Raw genomic sequence first — 18,564 nt, forward strand, 5'->3', positions numbered from 1 at the left:
GCTCTTGCCCTGGAAGCGCGCCGAACGTTCCGGTTCGGGAGAGGTCAGACCTTGCGCGCCACGACCGCGTAGTCCTGCGGGCCGTAGAGAAGGTGGTTGAGGCGCTGCCCGATCACGTCGTCCTGCGGCAGCAGATGGTCGTCGGGGAACGGATGCAGGCGGACGATCTCCGCATCCACGAAGCCCCGCTGCCGGACCAGGAACAGGAGCACGGCGGGCGGCAGCGGATTGCGGTGGGTCGGGTCGTTGTAGAAGGTCATGCCGCCGACCAGCAGGTTCTCGGGATTGGGCGTCTCGAGCAGCAGCACGCCGCCCGGCTCCAGCACCCGCAGGGTCTCGTCCAGCAGATCCGCCAGCACGTCGAGCGGCAGGTGCTCCGCCACGTGGAAGGCGGTCACGCCGCCGATGCTGCCGTCCGCCAGCGACCGAAGATGGCCGAGGGCTTCGGCCCGCCGGGCATCCAGTCCACGGGCGCGGCACGCGGAGACCGTGACGTCGTTGGTGTCGATGCCGTAGGCCGCGAGGCCATGCTCCCTGAGGACCTCCAGCCACTCGCCCCGGCCGCAGCCGATGTCCAGGACGGGCCGCTCCGGCGTGCCGGCGCCGGCCAGGACGATGCGGTCAGCATGGACCGATACCCGCGCCTTGATGTCCTCCCGGCTTCCCCGGAAAGCATCCTCGAACTGGGCGTAGAAGGCGTTGAGCCGGTCGTCCACCGCCCCTTCCCTGGGCGGCGCGGACGGCCCGGCGCCGGGGTCCTGGTGGCTGGAGGCGGCGCCCCGGACCTCCAGGCTGGCGGACAGGCGGCGCTGCTGGAACAGGATCTCCTGGCGGAGCGCCGCCAGCCGGTGGCGGGTCTCCTGCTCGGCGGATTGCCGCGCCGCCGCCTCGCCGGACAATGCCGCCAGGAACTGCGCTTCCAGCGCCCGCCGGTGCTCGGCCGAGGCCCTTTCGGCGGCTTTCCCATGGTCGGCCAAGGCGGCTTCGACGGACTTCCGGTGATCGGCCAAGGCGGCTTCGATGGACTCCCGGTGATCGCCCAGGGTGGTGTCGGTGGATTCCCGATGATCCCAAAGCGCGGCCCGAAGCTGCTCCAGCTCGGCCTGGAGGCGCTGTTCCGCCTGCCGGTGTTCGGCGAGGGAGGCCCTGACCTGCTCGATCTCCGACCGGAGGGCCGCGATCTCCTGGAAGGGACCGCGCATCTCCACCCGCATCACGGCGACGTCGCGCTCGGAATCGGTTCGGAGCTGCTGGATTTCCGCACGGACGCCCTGGATCTGGCCGAGGCATCCCTGGAGCCCGGCATCGACCTGCCCGCGGAACTGCGCTTCCCGGGCCCTCACCCAGGGCTCCTGCGCGGCGGCGAAGTTCCAGGCGTCGCTGGCGCGGGTCAGCGCGGTATGGGCCGCGGAGCGCGTGTCAGCCAGCCGGGCCAGTCCCCATGCCCAGGACAGCAGCGAACCGACCAGGGGAACGTCGCGCAGCCGGTGCCGGAACGGCTGGCCTTCCGACGGGGAAGGTGCCGGAGGAGGAGCGACCGTCGCGGCGACCGCGTCGGGGAACGTCGACAGCACGGGGGCTTGGGCCGGTACGGCGGGCGCCGGAGCGGGAGCGCTGGCCCTTCGGGGGACCTGGAGTTCCGCCTGGATACGGGAAGTCAACTGCGCAGTATCTACGCGGAAGTTATTCGTCTGCAGCATGAACGCTCACCGTGGGACAACTCAAGCTCTGATGCGCATGCATCTTGCGGATTCGTAAGCACTGCCCGCTCTTTCGGTCAGAACGACATCAGCATCGCCGCTGTCATCAGGCGCTCTTTTTGGCATTTCATCGGAGCCGCGTCTCCACTGTTTCGACGCGCTAACCCCAAAGAGGAAGTTGTCCTGTAAAATGCTGCCTTCATTGGATCCTGTGCCGGAAGTCAGTGTACGTGCAGGTCCGGCTGGAGGCGGCACATCCCGGCGAAGACGGGGCCGCGGATACCGGCGACCTCGAAGGTCGTGATGCGGTCGTGCCAGTGGAAGCATTGATCCACATGGGACTCACGGGTATGGAGCGCCGCGGTGATGGTGTATTTGCCGGGGCTGATATCCATCGGCATGGTGAAATCGACCTGCCGGTACTCGCCCTCTTCTATGGAGAGAGGCTGGTCGAGCAGGTAGGTGTTGATCCCGAAGATGTCCTGGCCGAACCGGTCGCGGATCATGATGCCGACCGTGAAATCCTCCACGCTCCGGTTGGCGCGGAAGCTGACGGAAATGTTCGTCGTCTCGCCCGAGCTGACCACCTCGGCCTTGGAGCCTTCCCCGGCCACGGTCACCGAGAGGATCTCCAGCTCGCGGCTGCCATAGGAGGTTTCCGCGCCTTTGGAGAGTTCGGGCCGCTCGACCTGGATGGCGGTCCGGGCGAGCTGGAAGTTATAGGCGTTGACGACCCGCTCGGGATCCCCGTCCTCGACGACGCGCCCCTGTTCCAGCAGGATGGCGCGGTCGCACAGCACCTTGACCGAATTCATGTCGTGCGAGACGAAGATGATCGAGCCGCCGCCGGCGCGGAACTCGCGGATGCGTTTCATGCATTTCTGCTGGAAATGCGCGTCGCCCACGGACAGTGCCTCGTCCACCACGAAGCAGCGGGGATCGGCATGGATGGCGACGCTGAAGGCCAGCCGCATCAGCATGCCGGACGAATAGGTCTTCAGCGCCTGGTCGAGGAACTTGCCCAGTTCGCTGAACTCGGCGATCGCTTGGCGTTTCTCCTGGATTTCCTCGCCGGACATGCCGAGCATCAGGCCGTTGGAGCGGATATTGGCCCAGCCCGACAGCTCATGGTTGAAGCCGGTGCCCAATTCCAGCAGGCCGGTGATCTTGCCGCTCGTCTCCACGATGCCGTTGTCGGGAAGCAGGATGCCGGTCAGGAGCTTGAGCAGGGTGGACTTGCCGGCCCCATTGCGGCCGACGATGCCGACCGTTTCCCCGTCCGCCACCGTGAAGGTCACGTCCCGGAGGGCCGAATGGACCGTGTGGTAGGTGCGGCCGGTCAGGATCTCCTTCAGCCGGTCCGACGGCTTGCGGTAGAGATGGAAGGTCTTCTGGAGGTTTTCGACGCGGATCATCAGAGGAAATCCCGGATATCGCGCTCCAGCTTGCGGAGCATCAGCAACGAGACGGCGAGCAGGACGCCGCCTGTCACCGCGAGCGTGACCATGTCGTCCAGCACCGGCAAGCCGCCGTGGACGAAGATCGCATGGTAGCTTTCGATGAACAGCATCGACGGGTTCAGCTCCAGCCAGCCCCGGATGCTCTCCGGCACGATGTCCGCCACATAGACGATCGGGGTGAACCAGAACCAGAGCTGGAGCACGATGCCGACGATCTCCTTGACGTCGCGGATGAAGACGATCAAGCAGGCGCAGATCAGGCCGAGCGCGAAGGCGAACACCTGCTGCAGGACGAAGATCAGGGGCACGAACAGGAGCCCGGTCCCGAGATCGTGGCCGAAGGCGACCAGATACATCAGGAAGACCGCCATGGTCACCGCGAAGGTCACCGCTTCCGACAGGACGATGTAGCTGGCCAGCAGCGGCATCGACACGCGGACCTTGGACAGGATGTGTTTCTTGTCCAGGAATACGGTGGTCACGCGCGAGACCGTATTGGCGAAGGCGGTCCAGGGCACCACGCCCGCAACCAGATAGACGCTGTAGGCGTAGGTATCGGAATTTCCGGGCAGCCGGGCGCCCATGATCTGGGAGAAGATCAGGGTGAAGATCGTCACCTGGACCAAGGGCCAGATGAGGACCCAGGCGAGTCCCAAGACAGATCCCGAGTACCGGTCGACGAAATCTTGTCTAGTCCAGTTGACGACCATACCAAGGTTGAAATTCGAATGGTCAGAACGTCGGCGCCGCGAAAGCATCGGCAATGTCATCTTGGTCCCTGTATTGAAGTATCCCGCCTCGGGGCCGGCGCCAAGTCTCTGCCAGCCGCGGCCGGCGGGACTTTTGCACAAGAGACCATGATCGTCACTGACTAAACCGGCTGGGCGGGCGCAAGGCCCGTATGCTTTTCCGCGCTTTCCGGTGCGTAAGGCGGCGCAGGACGCCTGCGCGGCACGGGGCAGCTCAGCGCAGCCAGCCGCGTTTCTCGATCATTTCCTCGGTGCGCCGGGCCACCGTCTGCATGTCGGCGCCTTCCGCCCGCCAATCGGCGCGGGCGCGGGCCAGCTCGTCCAGATGGTCTTCCCAGTCCGGCTGGAACAGGTCTTCCAGGTAGCGGCGCAGGCGCTGCGCAAGGCCCGGGCTCTTGCCGCCGGTCGAGATGGAGAGCAGCAGGTCGCCGCGGCGAACCTGGGACGGGGTGTGGAAGTCGCACAGGTGCTTGACGTCCTCGACATTGACCAGGCGGCCGAGCGCCCGGCAGCGCGCGGCCAGGTCGGCCGCGACGCCGGGATCGAGATCAACGATATAGATCACCTGGAAGGCGGCGAGGTCGCCGTCGGTCGGCAGGCGGCGGATCAGCCGCTCGCCGGCGAGCGCCGCCAGACCTGCGTCGGGCGCTTCGGAGAAGACGGTCAGCCGCCGCGCCCCGGCCTGGTCCAGCTGCTTCAGCCGCTTGGCCGCCAGTTGCCCGGCTCCGACCAGGGCGACCGAGACGTGATCCAGGTCCAGGACGATCGGAAACATCAGTCGGCCTCCACCAGGTCGCCCGCCTTGCCCTCGGCGCCGGCGCCGTCGGGCTTGACCAGGGCGGTGGCCCGCTCCAGGCCGAGGCGGTTCAGGAAATCGCCGAAGCCCTCGCCCTGGTCGCGCTGGGCCGCGAACTCGGCGAACAGCGGGGCCAGGGTCTCCGGCACGTCGTCCTCGGGAACGCGGTCGAGCAGCTTCCAGTTCAACCGGGTGCACTCGAAATCACCGCCGACATAGAGCGAGAAGTGGCCGGGCATGCGGCCGACCAGCCCGATGTCGCCGGCATAGGGCCGGGCGCAGCCGTTGGGGCAGCCGGTGATGCGGATGCTCAGCCGCTCCTGGGCGAGGCCGTAGCGGGCCATGACCTCGGCGATCCGGTCGATCATCGGGGTGCGGATCCGCTCCGCCTCGGTCAGGGCGAGGCCGCAGGTCGGCAGCGCCGGGCAGGCCAGCGACCAGCGGTGCACCGGCAGCAGCTCCTCGGCGAACTGGACGCCGTGGGCGCGCAGCGTCTGCTCGATCCCGGCACGGTCCTCGTCCCGGATGTCGGCCAGGATCAGGTCCTGGGTCGGCATCAGCACCAGCGCCGGCTGGAACCGGCTCGCGACCTCGCGCAGCGCCGTGCGCAGCTTGACCGGGTCGGTGTCCTGGATGCGCCCGCTGGGGATCGCGAGGCCCAGGTACCACAGCCCGTCGCCCTGCTCGTGCCAGCCGAGATGGTCGGCGACCTGGAACGGCGGCATCGGGCGCGGGTCTTCCAGGGTGCGGCCCAGGACGCGCTCCATCTCCGACTTGAACCAGGGCAGGCCGCGCTCGTCGATGGTGTATTTAAGGCGGGCGTGGCGGCGGTTGGTCCGGTCGCCATGGTCGCGCTGGACGATGACCACGGCCTCGACCGCCTTGATCAGGTCGTCGGGCTCGACGAAGGCGACGAAGCTGGCGAGCCTCGGATAGGTCTTCGGCTTGTTGTGGGTCATGCCCAGGCCGCCGCCGACCGCGAAATTGTACCCGACCAGGGTGTCGCCCTCGTACAATGCCACGATGCCGAGGTCGTTGGTCAGCACGTCGACCGAATTGTCCTCCGGCACGCCGAGGCCGATCTTGAACTTCCGGGGCAGGTATGTCGTGCCGTAGATCGGCTCGATCTCGGGCTCGCCCAGCACCTGCTCGCCGTCCAGCCAGATCTCGTGATAGGCCCGGGTATGCGGCAGCAGATGGTCGGATATGCGCTTGGCGTCGGCCGCCAGACGCTCGGTGACCGGGCTGCGCACGGGAGCGGGCATGGCAGTCACGTTGCGGACCACGTCGCCGCAGGCGCCCAGCGTGGTGATCATGGTGGCGTTGATGTCGGCGATCGTGCCCTTGAGGTCGGACTTGACGACGCCGTGGAACTGGATCGCCTGCCGGGTCGTGATCCGGATCGTATGATTGGCGCGGCGATCGGCAAGGGCGTCCAGGTCCAGATACTGCCGCGACGTCAGGCGCCCGGCCGGGATGCGGGCGCGGACCATGAACTCCCACTTCTTCTCCGCCTTCTGCTGCTTCAGCTCGGTCGCGGAGTCGCGGTCGTATCCCTGGTAGGTCCCGTGGAATTTCAGCAGGTTGTATTCGTCCTCGGTGAATTTCACCAGGTCGCTGTTCAACGTCTCAGCGATGCTGCCGCGCAGCAGCGCGCTCGCCTGCTTGACGCCTTCGACCTGCGAAAGCTTCGGGGTCGGGGCGGGCTTCTTCGCGGGGAGGTCTTGGGACTGTGACATGGCGACTGACGCTTTATCCATGCATGAGGGGCGGTATCGGGGCCGTGCGAGCATATAAGGTGCTTGAATTTCCCAATTCAACACAGAATTTTCGTGTAGATATGCTGAATGACTCAATGCCGCATGTTAAAAGCGTTGCGGGCTTTCTCCAGACTCGCTAACGTGCAATAGCGAGAGCAAATACATCAACGTTTTGTGGATTGTGTTTCGGACATGGACGGACTGGCGAGAACACACTTGGCGGACGGGCTCGAAGCGCTCCAGCGGCGCTATGGCGGCCTGTCCGGGACCGAGCTGCTTCGGCCGCTCGTGCGGGACGAATTCCGCGGGCGGATCGCCCTGGTCTCCTCCTTCGGGACGGAAGCCGCCGTGCTGCTGGCCCTGGCGGCCGAGGTTGACCCGGGCATCCCGGTGATCTTCCTGGACACCGGCAAGCTGTTCGGCGAGACCCTGCGCTACCGCGACACGCTGATCAAGCGGCTCGGCCTGACCGACGTCCGCACGATGGAGCCCGACCCGGCCGAGCTGAAGGCGGCGGACCCGGAAGGGCTGCTGTGGCAGTCTTCGCCCGACGCCTGCTGCCATGTCCGCAAGACGATCCCGCTGGACCGCGCGCTGCGCGGCTTCGACGCCTGGATCACCGGCCGCAAGCGCTTCCAGGCGACCACCCGCGCGGCCCTGGACCCGGTCGAGCGGGACGATGACGGCCGCTTCAAGGTGAACCCGCTGGCAACCTGGTCGCGCGACAGAATCCAGGCGGAGTTCGACCGCCGCGACCTGCCGCGCCACCCGCTGGAGGCCGACGGCTTCCTGTCGATCGGCTGCATGCCCTGCACCGACCGGGTCGCTCCCGGCCAGGACCCCCGCTCCGGCCGCTGGGCCGGGCAGGACAAGACGGAATGCGGCATCCACCTGGGCGCGGTGCCGCGCGCCGTATCCTTCATCTGACACCGCCCGTTACCCAGCGGGCCAATTTGATTGTGGTGGAACTTCGGACGATGACCGACCTCGACCAACTGGAAAGCCAGAGCGTCTATATCCTGCGCGAGGCGTTCAACCGGATCGACCGACTCGCCGCGCTGTGGTCGATCGGCAAGGACAGCAACGTGCTGCTGTGGCTGGCGCGCAAGGCCTTCTTCGGCAAGGTGCCGTTCCCCGTGGTGCAGCTCGACACCGGCATGGAATTGCCGGAGGTCTACGAGTTCCGCGACATGGTGACCCGCGACTGGGGCCTGGACCTGGTGATCGAGCAGTGCCCGCCGGAAAGCGAGATGGACCCGACGCTGCCGCCGGCCACCCGCGCCGCCGCCCGCAAGACCGAGGGGCTGAAGAACCTGCTCCGCCGCGAGCAGTACCAGGGCATCATGGTGGGCATCCGCCGCGACGAGCAGGCGACCCGCGCCAAGGAGCGGGTGTTCAGCCCGCGCGCGCTGGACGGCGCCTGGGACTTCAAGGACCAGCCGGCGGAGTTCTGGGACCACTACAAGACCCGGTTCGCCGAGGGCACCCACGTGCGCATCCACCCGCTGCTGCACTGGACCGAGCTGGACATCTGGCGCTATTCCAAGCGCGAGGAAATCCCCATCGTGCCGCTGTACTTCGCCCGCGAGGGCAAGCGGTACCGGTCGCTGGGCGAGAAGAACATCACCTTCCCGGTGGACAGCAGCGCCGCGAGCATCGACGAGATCATCTCCGAGCTGGAGGTGACCCGCACGCCCGAGCGGGCCGGCCGGTCGATGGACAACGAAACCGAGGACGCCTTCGAGCGCCTGCGCAGCTCCGGTTACATGTGAGATGAGCCCCTTGCTTCCCGCATCCCAGCGCCGCCAAGCGCGCATCGTCATCGTCGGCCACGTCGACCATGGCAAGTCCACCCTGATCGGCCGCCTGCTGAACGACACCGGCAGCCTGCCCGACGGCAAGGTCGAGGCGGTCCGCGAGATGAGCCGCCGGCGCGGCATGCCGTTCGAATGGTCGTTCGTGATGGACGCGCTCCAGGCCGAGCGCGACCAAGGCATCACCATCGACACGACGCAGATCCACTTCAAGACGGAACGCCGTCCCTACGTGATCATCGACGCGCCGGGCCATACCGAGTTCCTGAAGAACATGGTGACCGGCGCGTCCAACGCCGACGCGGCCCTGCTGGTGATCGACGCCGGCGAGGGCGCCCTGGAGCAGTCGCGCCGCCACGCCTACCTGCTGCACCTGCTGGGGGTGAAACAGGTCGCCGTGATCGTCAACAAGATGGACATGGTGGACTTCTCGCAGGCGCGGTTCGACCATGTCGCGGCCGAGATCCGGGCCTACCTGAACGGGATCGGCGTGGCGCCGGGCGTGATCCTGCCGATCTCCGCCCGCCACGGCGACAACATCGCGTCGCGCAGCGAAAACCTGTCCTGGTATGACGGGCCGACCGTGATCGAGGCGCTGGACGGCTTCCTGCCGGCGGCGCCGGAGGACGAGTTGCCGCTGCGCCTGCCGATCCAGGACGTCTACAAGCCGGACGAGCGCCGCATCCTGGCGGGCCGGATCGAGACCGGCCGGCTGCGGGTCGGCGATACGCTTCATTTCGCGCCGAACAACCGCACCGCCAAGGTCGTCAGCATCGAGGCGTGGAACGCGGCGTCCGCGATCAGCGCCGCGGCCGGCCAGTCCGTCGGCATCACGCTGGACCAGCGCATCTTCGTGGAGCGCGGCCACATCGCCAGCCTTCCGGCGGAGCGGCCGATCGAGGCCCATCGGCTGACCGTGCGGCTGTTCTGGCTGGCCTCCAAGCCGCTGGAGACCGGCCGGGCCTATACCCTGAAGCTGGCGACCGCCGAGCACCGCGTGACGGTGGAGAAGATCGTCGAGGTGGTCGACATCGACGACCTGGGCGTGTCGGCGGCCGACCGGGTCGGCCGCAACGAGATCGCCAACGTGGTGCTGCACAGCCGCAGCCTCGTGGCGGTGGACCTGGCGATCGACCTGCCCCGCACCGGGCGCGGCGTGCTGCTCGACGGCCACGACGTGGTCGGCGGCTTCATCGTGACCGGGGCCGACGCGGTCGCCGAGCGGAACCTGCAGCGGGTCGAGCATGCGGTGAGCCCCGACGAGCGGGCGCTGTCCAACGGGCACCGCGGCGCCGTGCTGTGGCTGACCGGCCTGTCCGGGGCCGGCAAGTCCACCCTGGCCATGGGGCTGGAGCGGACGCTGTTCGAGCGCGGCCGGCAGGTCTATGTCCTGGACGGCGACGGCGTGCGGCAGGGGCTGAACGGCGACCTGGGCTTTTCCCCCGCCGACCGGTCGGAGAATATCCGCCGCGTCGCCGAGGCCGCCCGCCTGTTCGCCGAGGCCGGCATGATCGTGGTGACGGCGCTGATCTCGCCGACCCGCCAGGACCGGGCGAAGGCCCGTGCCATCGGCGGCGACCTGTTCCATGAGATCCACGTCAAGGCCGAGTTGGATGTCTGCGAGCAGCGCGATCCCAAGGGGCTGTACCGCCGGGCGCGCGCCGGGGAGATTCCCGAATTCACCGGCGTCTCCGCCCCTTACGAGGAGCCGCAGGCCGCCGAGCTGGTGGTCGAGACCGGCAGGCTGGGGATCGAGGAAGCGGTCGGCGAGCTGGTCGGCTATGCCGAGCGGGTCACCGGGCTGAAATATCCCAGCGACGCGGTCCAGGGGCGGGGCGAGGGGATCTAGGGCGGAACGCGCTTGCGCTGCTCTTTTTGGCCACAGATGCACGCAGATGAACTCAGATAAGAAAGATTCCATTATCTTTGTTCATCGCCGTTCATCTGTGGCCGAGAACCCTACCTTGCCCGCCAGCGCTGGGTGAGGCGGAGGAGGCGGCCGGTGGCCAGGGCGTGGAAGAGCTTCACGGCGGCGGAGGTATAGACGATCATCATCGCCATGGCGGCGGCCGGGGCGATGTCGCCGGCATCGTCCATGTTGAGCACGGCGATCGAGGCCAGCGTCGTGTCGGGCGAATAGAGGAAGACCACGCCCGAGACCGTCGTCATGGCGTTGACGAACAGGTAGATGCTGATGCCCAGGATCGCCGGCAGGCAGACCGGTACGGTCACCCGGCGGAAGGTGGTGTAGCTGGGCACCTTGAGGGAGGCGGAGACGCTCTCGAACTCGGGATCGATCTGCTTCAGCGCGGTCACGGCGGTCAGGTGGCCGACCGTGTAGAAATGGGCGATGCTGTTCATCACCAGGATCGCCAGCGTGCCGTACAGGAAGTTGAGCGGGTTGCCGGCCGGATTGAAGAAGAAGATGTAGGCGAGGCCCAGCACCAGCCCCGGCACCGCCATGGGCAGCATGGCGAGCAGGTGGCAGGCGGCGCGCAGCGGGCCGGCGCCGCGGCCCTTCTCGATTGCCCAGGCCCCGGTGAAGATCACGGCGGTGCCGACCACTGCGGTCAGGCCCGCCATCTTCAGGCTGTTCCAGTAGGACGCCCAGCCGCCGCCGTCCATCAGGTCGAAGCTGTAGTGGCGAAGGGTCGGTTCGAGGTTGTAGGGCCAGAAGGTGACCAGGGAGGCGAAAGCCGCCATCCCGAGGATCGCGAGCAGGCCGAAGGCGACCAGAGCGCAGGCGGCGAACAGGCTCCAGTCGCGGAAAGGCTCGGCGCGGGGCTGGAAACTGACCGCCCGGCCGCTCAGCTGGGCCACCTGGCGGCGCTGGACCATGCGGTCCACCGCGAAGGCGAGGATCGCCGGGACCAGCAGGACGGCGCTGACCACGGCGCCCATCTGGAAATTCTGCTGGCCGACCACCTGCTTGTAGACGTCGGTCGCCAGCACGTCGAAGGAGCCGCCGATCACCTTGGGCACGCCGAAATCGGTGATCACCAGGGTGAAGACGACGAAGCCAGCGCTGACCAGCCCGTAGCGGGCGCCCGGCAGGGTCACGGTCATGAAGCGGCGGAACCGGGTGGCGCCCAGGCAGTCGGCCGCCTCGTACAAGCGCTGGTCGGCGACCGCCAGCGCGGTGGTCAGGATCAGCAGCGCGTGGGGGAAGGTGTAGAACACCTCGCCCATGACGATGCCGATCGGGCCGTAGATCGACCAGCCCATCAGCCAGTCCCGGACCAGCCCCTGGTTGCCGAACAGGTAGATCAGCGAGATCGCCGGCAGCAGCGACGGCGCCAGCAGCGGGATCATGGCGACCGCGCGGAACAGGCCGCGTCCGGGCATCCGGCTGCGGGTCAGGCCGTAGGCGTAGACGAAGGCCAGCGCCAGGGTGATCGCGGTGGTCAGCCCCGCGACGGTCAGGCTGTTCAGGACCGACCGGACCAGCGCCGGGTTGGAGGCATAGGCGGCGTAGTTGGCGAGCCCGACGAAGTCGCCGGCGCGGTCCTGGAAGCTCTTTGACAGCAGGGTCCAGAGAGGCAGAACGATGCTGACGGCGAGATACAGGGCCAGGACGACGAGGCCGGCGCGCACCACCCAGTCGTCGCGGCCGGCGCGCTGGCGGACGATGGCGACGGCGGGGGATGGTGCGGGCGAGACCCGGTCCAGGGTCCTGCCGGTCATGGGGCGGAGGCCTGCTGGAAGACGCGGATGCGTTCGGGCGGGACCGCCACGGTCAGGGCGCTGCCCCGGCCGATGTCGAGGTCGCGGACCGCGTTGGTGGAGAAGTCAGCGTGGAGACCCGGGGCACCGTCCGGCCCGGTCAGCGCCGCCCGCCAGATGCCGCCCATGAACTCCAGTTCATGGACCTTGGCTTGGAAGGCGTTGGGCGAGCCGGCGCCGACATCGCGGACCTGGATATCCTCCGGCCGGACGCCCAGGGTCACGGCGGTGCCTGGGGCGGGGCCGTCAAGCCCGCCGGTTTCCAGGTGCAGTGTGCCGACGCGGACCCGGCCGGGGCCGGCGGCGACGGCGGGCAGGAAATTCATTCGGCCGATGAAGTCGGCGACGAACCGGCTGGCCGGGTGACGGTAGATCGTCAGGGGCGTGCCGACCTGCTCGATCCGGCCCTGGTCCATGACCACGATGCGGTCGGCCATGGACAGCGCCTCCTCCTGGTCGTGGGTCACCATGACGGTGGTGATGCCGAGCCGGCGGTGCAGCCGGACGATCTCGGTCCGCAGGTGCTGGCGCACCCGGGCGTCGAGCGCCGACAGCGGCTCGTCCAGCAGCAGGAGCCCGGGCGAGGTCGCCAGCGCGCGGGCCAGCGCCACCCGCTGCTGCTGCCCGCCGGACAGCTGCGCCGGGTATTTGGGGCCGGCGTCGGGCAGCCCCACGAGGTCGAGCAGCTCGGCCACCCGCCGGTTCCGCTCGTCGCGCGGGGTCCGGCGGCTCTCCAGCCCGTAGCCGACGTTGCGCGCGACGGTCAGATTGGGGAACAGGGCGTAGGACTGGAACACGATGCCGAAATCACGCTCCCCGGCGGGAAGGTCCGACACGTCGCGGCCGCCCTGCTCGATCCGGCCACCAGTCTGGACGTCCAGGCCGGCGATGGCACGCAGCAGGGTGGTCTTGCCGCAGCCGGACGGCCCGAGGAAGCAGACGAACTCGCCGCCGAAGATCTCCAGCGAGACGCCCTTGAGCGCCTGGAACGGACCGAACGACTTGGTGACGTTCTCCAGGCGCAGATAGGGGGCGGCACCGGTCATGGCGGCGGTCCCCGCCTCAGCTCTTCGGCTCGGTCTTGCCGTCGAAGCGCTTCTGCCATTCCGCCAGCAGGCGCTCGCGGTTGGCCGCGACCCAGCTGAAGTCGTTCTTGATCATGGACTGGATCAGGCCGTCGGGATAGCCCGGGATCGGCTTGGCGACGCCGGGCAGCGCCACGACCGAATAGGCCTTGGCGTACATCTCGTTCGCTTCCCGGCTGACCGACCAGTCGGCCAGCGCCTTGGCGGCGTCCGGGGCGTCGGTGCCCTTGACGATGCCGAAGCTCTCCAGGTCCCAGCCGGAACCCTCGCTCATCACCAGGACATCGACCGGGGCGCCGTCGGCCTTGACCTTGGCGCCGCGATAGTCGAACGAGATGCCGACCGCGTATTCGCCGGCGCCGGCCTGGCGGCACGGCTTGGAGCCGGAATGGGTGTAGGTCGCGACGTTGTCGTGCAGCCGGGTCATGTAGTCCCAGGCCTTCTCCTCGCCCATGGTCTGGACCCAGGCCGAGACCGACAGGAAGCCGGTGCCGGACGAGTTGGGGTTGGGCATCGCGATCTGGCCCTTGTAGACCGGGTCGGCGAGGTCGGCCCAGCTCTTCGGGGCCGGCAGGTTGCGCTTCTTCGCCTCGACCGTGTTGAAGCAGACCGCCGAGATCCAGACCCGCTGCCCGACCCAGGCCGGCGGCTCCGCCGGGTCGCGCAGGTCCTTGGCGATCTGGTCCAGGCCCTTGGGCGCGTAGGCCATCAGCATGCCGTCGTCGGCCAGCAGCTTGAGGCTGGTGGCGGCCAGGCCCCAGACGATGTCGGCCTGGGGATTGGCCTTTTCCGCCAGCAGCTTGGCGGTGATGATGCCGGTCGAGTCCCGGACCCAGCGGATCTCGATGTCGGGGTTCTTCGCCTCGAACGCCTGCTTGAAGGCGGCCAGTTCGTCAGCCTCCACCGCGGTATAGACGGTGAGCTGGGTCTTGGCGTCGGCCGGGGCGGCGGCGAGTGCCGCTCCCAGGAAAGCGGCGCCGGCGGTCGCGGCACGGAAAAGGCTGTTCATGGCTTGAAGATGGCCCATGGTCCGGAACTCCCTGGCTGAAAGGCCATGTTCAAATGCTTGTGGCCGTTGGAGCCAAACCTAACGGCTTTGCGTTACGGTTTCGTGATGCGGGACGAAATCTTGACCTTGGTTTCGCATCAATTTAGCCGCTTTTCTTTCGCCAGCCCCTGGCGCAAAGTGCGGCGTCCAAGAGGCCCGGCGCTTCGGCCAAGGTGGGGCCGGGGCCGGGCCAAGGAGATACGACGGCATGACGACCAAACCCCCTGCCAATCCCTCTGCCAACCCCTTCGCCAGATCCTATGACGGGCCGGTCCGGGCGGTCATCCTGGACTGGGCCGGCACCGTGGTGGATTTCGGCAGCCGGGCGCCGATGGGCGTGTTCGTGGCGGCCTTCGGCACGGTCGGCGTCACGATCTCGGTCGCGGAGGCGCGCGTGCCCATGGGGCTGCCCAAGTGGGACCACATCAAGGCGGTCGGCGCGCTGCCCGAGGTGGCGAAGCGCTGGCGCGACGTGCATGGCCGGCCCATGTCCGACGGCGACGTGGACGATCTCTACGCCCGCTTCCTGCCCATGAACGTCGAGGTGGTCGCCGACCACGCGGCGCTGGTGCCGGGCGCCCGCACCACCATCGCCGACCTGCGCGCCCGCGGCGTGAAGATCGGCTCGACCACCGGCTATTCCCGGCCGATCATGGACGTGCTGATCCCGGCGGCCGCCGCCAACGGATACGAGCCGGACTGCGTGGTCTGCGCCGGCGACCTGGCCGCCGGGCGGCCGACCCCGCTGATGTGCTACCAGAACATGATCGAGCTGAACGTCTGGCCGGCCGCCGCCTGCGTCAAGGTGGACGATACCCTGCCCGGCATCGAGGAAGGGCTGAACGCCGGCATGTGGACCGTCGCGGTGGCCCTGACCGGCAACGAGATGGGGCTGGCGGTCGAGGAATTGACGGCGCTGTCGGAAGACGAGTTGAAGGTCAGGCGGACCGCCGCGTATGATCGGTTGCGCGCGGGCGGCGCCCATTATGTGATCGACGGGATCGGACAGCTGATACCCGTGATCGAGGACATCGAGCGCCGCCTCGCCCTGGGGGCTGTTCCGTGATCGAGGCCATGACCGACACCGTATCCGAAATCTTCGAGCTTTTCCGAGCCTCCGGCGACCAGGCCTATTTCGGCGAGGCGGTCAGCCAGACCGAGCACGCGCTCCAGACCGCGGCGCTGGCCGAGCAGTTCGGCGCCCCGCCCCATCTGGTCGTCGCCTCGCTGCTGCACGACGTCGGCCATCTGCTCCACGGGCTGGGCGAAGGCGTCGCCGACGAGGAGTTGGACGCCCGGCACGAGGCGATCGGCGCGCGATGGCTGGCGGATCGATTCCCCGAGGACGTCTGCGCGCCGGTGCGGCTGCACGTCGCGGCCAAGCGCTACCTGTGCGCGGTCGAGCCGGCCTACGCCGCCGCCCTGTCGCCCGCCTCGAAGCAGAGCCTGAGGCTCCAGGGGGGACCCCTGAGCGAGGACCAGGCCGCCCGCTTCATCCTGGGCCGCTTCGGTCCCGACGCGGTGCTGGTGCGCCGCTGGGACGACAAGGCCAAGGTCCCGGGTCTGCCGACGCCTGGGCTGGACCATTTCAGGCCGTATCTGGCGGTCTGCGCGATGCGGTCGGACTGATTTCTCTTATTTAGCCACAGATGAACGCAGATGGACGCAGATAGGTCCAAAAAACCATCTGTGTCCATCTGCGTTCATCTGTGGCCAAGTCTTTAAGGCTTGGTTCAGCTGGAAAGCCCGACAGGATCGCCGACACCCAATCCTAAAACCGTGTCCGCCCGGCCCCGGTTGACCGCGATCTCGGCGAGGCCGTTGGAGTTCCCGTACCAGAAGGCTTCGCCGGGCGGCACCGCGCCGAACGTCCGGGCGGGCAAGACGGGCCGGCCGGCGACCGTCAGCACGGCGTCGGCGGGGAGCGTCGAGGCGCGCAGGCCGGTCATGGCGTTGCCGTAGACGTCGATATAGACGATCTGCGCCAGGTCGTCGGGCCAGTCGGGGCGGCGGACCCGCTCCGCCGGGACCGGCGTTCCGGGGACCGGCCCGCCCAGCGCCAGGCCGGCGGCCACCGGGGCGAACAGGTCGCGGCCGTGGAAGCTGGCCGACAGGCGCTCCGGCCGCCAGTCGATCGCCCAGGCCTCCACCGAGGCGGCGCGGCGCATCACCAGCTCGAACAGGCCGTTGTCCGGCCCGACATACCAGCGGTCGTCGGCGCGCACGGCCAGCGGCAGGCGATCGGTCCCGACGCCGGGATCGACGACCCCGAGCAGCACGCCGCCCTGCGGCACGGCGACGCAATAGGCGGCGAGCAGGTAGGCGCAGGGATAGGGTTGGAAGGCGGGCGCGTCCGCGAACAGGTCGATCACCGGCACCCCCGGCGCCCGGCCTGCCAGCACCGCCTTCACCTGTCCGGTATAGGGTCCGGACAACCCGAAATCGGTAAACAAAACAATCATCACGCTGGTTCCCTCATTAAGAAAGTTCAGAGGTATACTTGCAAATCCGAGAAACCAGGGCATATTCCCTTTCAAGCACTTCACAAGAACAAATAAATCACGGGACCTGTCAATATGAACACCTGTTCAATATCGAAATACGGTGGAGGCATACAGTGATGGCCCTGGTTTCCAGACGGTTGTTCGTGCTGGCGATTCTGTGCCTCGCCCTCTATCCGATCACTTCGCCCAGAGCCGCCGGCCAGCCCTTCGCCGCCGTCGCCACCACGTCGCAGGTGGCCGACCTGGTGCGCGAGGTCGCGGGCGGGCGGGCCGAGGTTTCCAGCCTGATGGGCGAAGGGGTCGATCCGCACACCTACAAGCTGACCCGGTCCGACGTGGCGCGGATCGCCGGGGCCGACATCCTGTTTTACAGCGGCCTGCACCTGGAGGGGAAGATCATCGACGCGCTGACCCGCGTCGCCGGGTCCGGCAAGCCGGTCCACGCCGTCGCCGAGGCGGTTCCGGCCGACCGGCTGCTGACGCCCGAAGGGTTCGACGGCAACCCGGACCCGCATGTCTGGATGGACGTGGCCCTGTGGACCCATGCGCTCAACTCGGTGCGCGACGCGCTGGCGGCGTTCGATCCCCAGGGCGCGGACATCTACCGTGCCAACGCGGCGGACCTGGCCCGGCGGTTCGAGCGGCTGGACGCCTATGCCCGGTCGGTGCTGGGGGGCATCCCGGAGCAGGCCCGCGTCCTGGTCACCGCCCACGACGCCTTCAACTACCTGGGCCGCGCCTACGGGCTGGAGGTGCGCGGCATCCAGGGCATCAGCACGGAGTCGGAGGCCGGGCTGCGCGAGATCGAGGACCTGGTCGACCTGCTGGTCACCCGCCGGATCGCCGCCGTCTTCGTCGAGACCAGCGTGTCCGAGCGCAACATCCGGGCGCTGATCGACGGCGCCGCCGCGCGCGGCCACGAGGTCGTGATCGGCGGCGCGCTGTATTCGGACGCGATGGGCGCGCCCGGCACCTATGAAGGGACCTATGTCGGCATGATCGACCACAACGTGACGACCATCGCCCGCGCGCTGGGCGGAGCCCCGCCGGCCGGCGGGTTCGAGGGCCGTCTCGCGGCGCTGGAGAGGTGAGAGCCATGCTGTTCCCGTTCCGAGCCGCCAAGGGCGACGGGCCGTTCGCCGCCTCCCCGCTGGAGGTGCGCGGCCTGACCGTCGCCTACAACAGGAAGCCCGTGCTGTGGTCGGCCGACTATACCGCCCCGTCCCGCGGCCTGATCGCCATCGTCGGCCCCAACGGCGCCGGCAAGTCCACCTTCATCAAGGCCTGCCTGGGGCTGGTCCCGGCGGTGTCGGGCACCGTGCGGGTCCATGGCGGGCCGGTCGGGCGGCGCCGCGCGCTGATCGGCTACGTACCCCAGCGCGAAAGCGTGGACTGGGACTTCCCGGCCTCCGCCCTGGACGTCGTCGCGATGGGCCGCTACGGCATGATCGGCTGGTGCCGGCCGGTCGGGCGCGCCCACCGGGAGGCGGCGCGGGCCTGCCTGGACCGGGTCGGCATGGCCGACTTCGCCGACCGCCAGATCGGCCAGCTCTCGGGCGGCCAGCAGCAGCGGGTATTCCTGGCCCGCGCGCTGGCCCAGGAGGCGAAGGTCTATTTCATGGACGAGCCGTTCGCGGGCGTCGATGCCGCGACCGAGCGGGCGGTGATCCAGGTGCTGCGCGACCTCGACGCCGCCGGGCGCACGGTGATCTGCGTCCACCACGACCTGCAGACCGTCGCCGATTATTTCGACCATGTCCTGCTGCTGAACACCCGCGTGATCGGGGCCGGGCCGGTGGCGACGACCCTGACCGCGGAGATGCTGCGCCAGACCTATGGCGGGCGGCTCGGGCCGGCCGACGTCCCCGCGGGCCGGGCAGGCATCGCCGGCGCGGCCCTGCCGGTGCGGGCGGAGACGGCGTGAC

16 protein-coding genes are annotated in these 18,564 nt (G+C 68.5%); 7 read left to right on the forward strand and 9 right to left on the reverse strand.

The annotated features are described in order from the left end of the window. Window positions 1–44: 44 nt before the first annotated feature. The 5 genes from JL100_RS26910 to JL100_RS26930 form a co-directional block, all read right to left on the reverse strand. Window positions 45–1,700: a class I SAM-dependent methyltransferase gene (locus JL100_RS26910; RefSeq protein ID WP_202683514.1), complete on the reverse strand. Its 1,656-nt coding sequence runs from the start codon at window positions 1,698–1,700 to the stop codon at window positions 45–47. Between the two features lie 221 nt (window positions 1,701–1,921). Further along, window positions 1,922–3,115, reverse strand: coding sequence for an ABC transporter ATP-binding protein (locus tag JL100_RS26915; protein ID WP_202683513.1), 1,194 nt, complete (start codon window positions 3,113–3,115; stop codon window positions 1,922–1,924). Continuing rightward, window positions 3,115–3,816 carry an ABC transporter permease gene (locus JL100_RS26920; protein ID WP_202683512.1) on the reverse strand — a complete coding sequence of 234 codons (702 nt, stop codon included), beginning with the start codon at window positions 3,814–3,816 and terminating at the stop codon, window positions 3,115–3,117. The genes JL100_RS26915 and JL100_RS26920 overlap by 1 nt, the downstream gene beginning before the upstream one ends. Before the next feature lie 307 nt (window positions 3,817–4,123). Beyond that, window positions 4,124–4,684 (reverse strand): precorrin-2 dehydrogenase/sirohydrochlorin ferrochelatase family protein, encoded by a 561-nt coding sequence (locus JL100_RS26925; RefSeq protein ID WP_202683511.1) that lies wholly within the window; start codon window positions 4,682–4,684, stop codon window positions 4,124–4,126. Beyond that, window positions 4,684–6,444, reverse strand: a complete 1,761-nt coding sequence (locus tag JL100_RS26930) for an NADPH-dependent assimilatory sulfite reductase hemoprotein subunit (RefSeq protein ID WP_202683510.1) — start codon at window positions 6,442–6,444, stop codon at window positions 4,684–4,686. The genes JL100_RS26925 and JL100_RS26930 overlap by 1 nt, the downstream gene beginning before the upstream one ends. Window positions 6,445–6,681: 237 nt before the next feature. On the opposite strand from JL100_RS26930, the gene JL100_RS26935 reads away from it, so the two are divergent. From JL100_RS26935 to cysC, 3 genes are read left to right on the forward strand one after another with little or no spacing between them, the layout of a single operon-like run. Beyond that, window positions 6,682–7,392, forward strand: coding sequence for a phosphoadenylyl-sulfate reductase (locus JL100_RS26935; protein WP_267133593.1), 711 nt, complete (start codon window positions 6,682–6,684; stop codon window positions 7,390–7,392). A gap of 50 nt (window positions 7,393–7,442) precedes the next feature. Further along, a complete protein-coding gene (cysD, locus tag JL100_RS26940; protein ID WP_158047549.1) occupies window positions 7,443–8,237 on the forward strand; it encodes a sulfate adenylyltransferase subunit CysD in 795 nt (264 codons plus the stop codon). Window position 8,238: 1 nt separating this feature from the next. After that, the gene (cysC, locus tag JL100_RS26945) at window positions 8,239–10,128 is read left to right on the forward strand and encodes an adenylyl-sulfate kinase (RefSeq protein ID WP_202683508.1); all 1,890 of its coding nucleotides are present in this window, start codon (window positions 8,239–8,241) and stop codon (window positions 10,126–10,128) included. Window positions 10,129–10,238: 110 nt separating this feature from the next. Here the strand turns inward: cysC and JL100_RS26950 are convergent, their stop codons facing one another. Genes JL100_RS26950 through JL100_RS26960 form a run of 3 tightly spaced genes read right to left on the reverse strand, consistent with a single transcriptional unit; the run spans window position 10,239 to window position 14,114 of the window. Continuing rightward, on the reverse strand, window positions 10,239–11,963 hold the full coding sequence (locus tag JL100_RS26950) for a putative 2-aminoethylphosphonate ABC transporter permease subunit (protein ID WP_202683507.1): 1,725 nt from the start codon (window positions 11,961–11,963) through the stop codon (window positions 10,239–10,241). Continuing rightward, entirely contained in the window at window positions 11,960–13,048 is a 1,089-nt protein-coding gene (locus JL100_RS26955) for a putative 2-aminoethylphosphonate ABC transporter ATP-binding protein (protein WP_202683506.1), read from the reverse strand. The genes JL100_RS26950 and JL100_RS26955 overlap by 4 nt, the downstream gene beginning before the upstream one ends. A 16-nt stretch (window positions 13,049–13,064) precedes the next feature. Next, a complete protein-coding gene (locus tag JL100_RS26960) occupies window positions 13,065–14,114 on the reverse strand; it encodes a putative 2-aminoethylphosphonate ABC transporter substrate-binding protein (RefSeq protein WP_228420927.1) in 1,050 nt (349 codons plus the stop codon). Window positions 14,115–14,343: 229 nt separating this feature from the next. Between JL100_RS26960 and phnX the strand changes: the two genes are divergently transcribed. Together phnX and JL100_RS26970 are read left to right on the forward strand one after the other, a co-directional pair. Then, entirely contained in the window at window positions 14,344–15,201 is an 858-nt protein-coding gene (phnX, locus tag JL100_RS26965; protein WP_202683505.1) for a phosphonoacetaldehyde hydrolase, read from the forward strand. 8 nt (window positions 15,202–15,209) lie between these two features. Beyond that, window positions 15,210–15,764, forward strand: a complete 555-nt coding sequence (locus JL100_RS26970; RefSeq protein ID WP_202683504.1) for a phosphonate degradation HD-domain oxygenase — start codon at window positions 15,210–15,212, stop codon at window positions 15,762–15,764. A 104-nt stretch (window positions 15,765–15,868) separates the two neighbouring features. Here the strand turns inward: JL100_RS26970 and JL100_RS26975 are convergent, their stop codons facing one another. Continuing rightward, complete coding sequence (locus JL100_RS26975) at window positions 15,869–16,597, reverse strand: SAM hydrolase/SAM-dependent halogenase family protein (protein ID WP_202683503.1); 729 nt, start codon at window positions 16,595–16,597, stop codon at window positions 15,869–15,871. Window positions 16,598–16,755: 158 nt separating this feature from the next. On the opposite strand from JL100_RS26975, the gene JL100_RS26980 reads away from it, so the two are divergent. Continuing rightward, window positions 16,756–17,730: a metal ABC transporter solute-binding protein, Zn/Mn family gene (locus JL100_RS26980; RefSeq protein WP_202683502.1), complete on the forward strand. Its 975-nt coding sequence runs from the start codon at window positions 16,756–16,758 to the stop codon at window positions 17,728–17,730. Between the two features lie 5 nt (window positions 17,731–17,735). Next, complete coding sequence (locus JL100_RS26985; RefSeq protein WP_202683501.1) at window positions 17,736–18,563, forward strand: metal ABC transporter ATP-binding protein; 828 nt, start codon at window positions 17,736–17,738, stop codon at window positions 18,561–18,563. Window position 18,564 lies beyond the last annotated feature (1 nt).

The organism is Skermanella mucosa (genome assembly GCF_016765655.2).
Lineage (GTDB): Bacteria > Pseudomonadota > Alphaproteobacteria > Azospirillales > Azospirillaceae > Skermanella > Skermanella mucosa.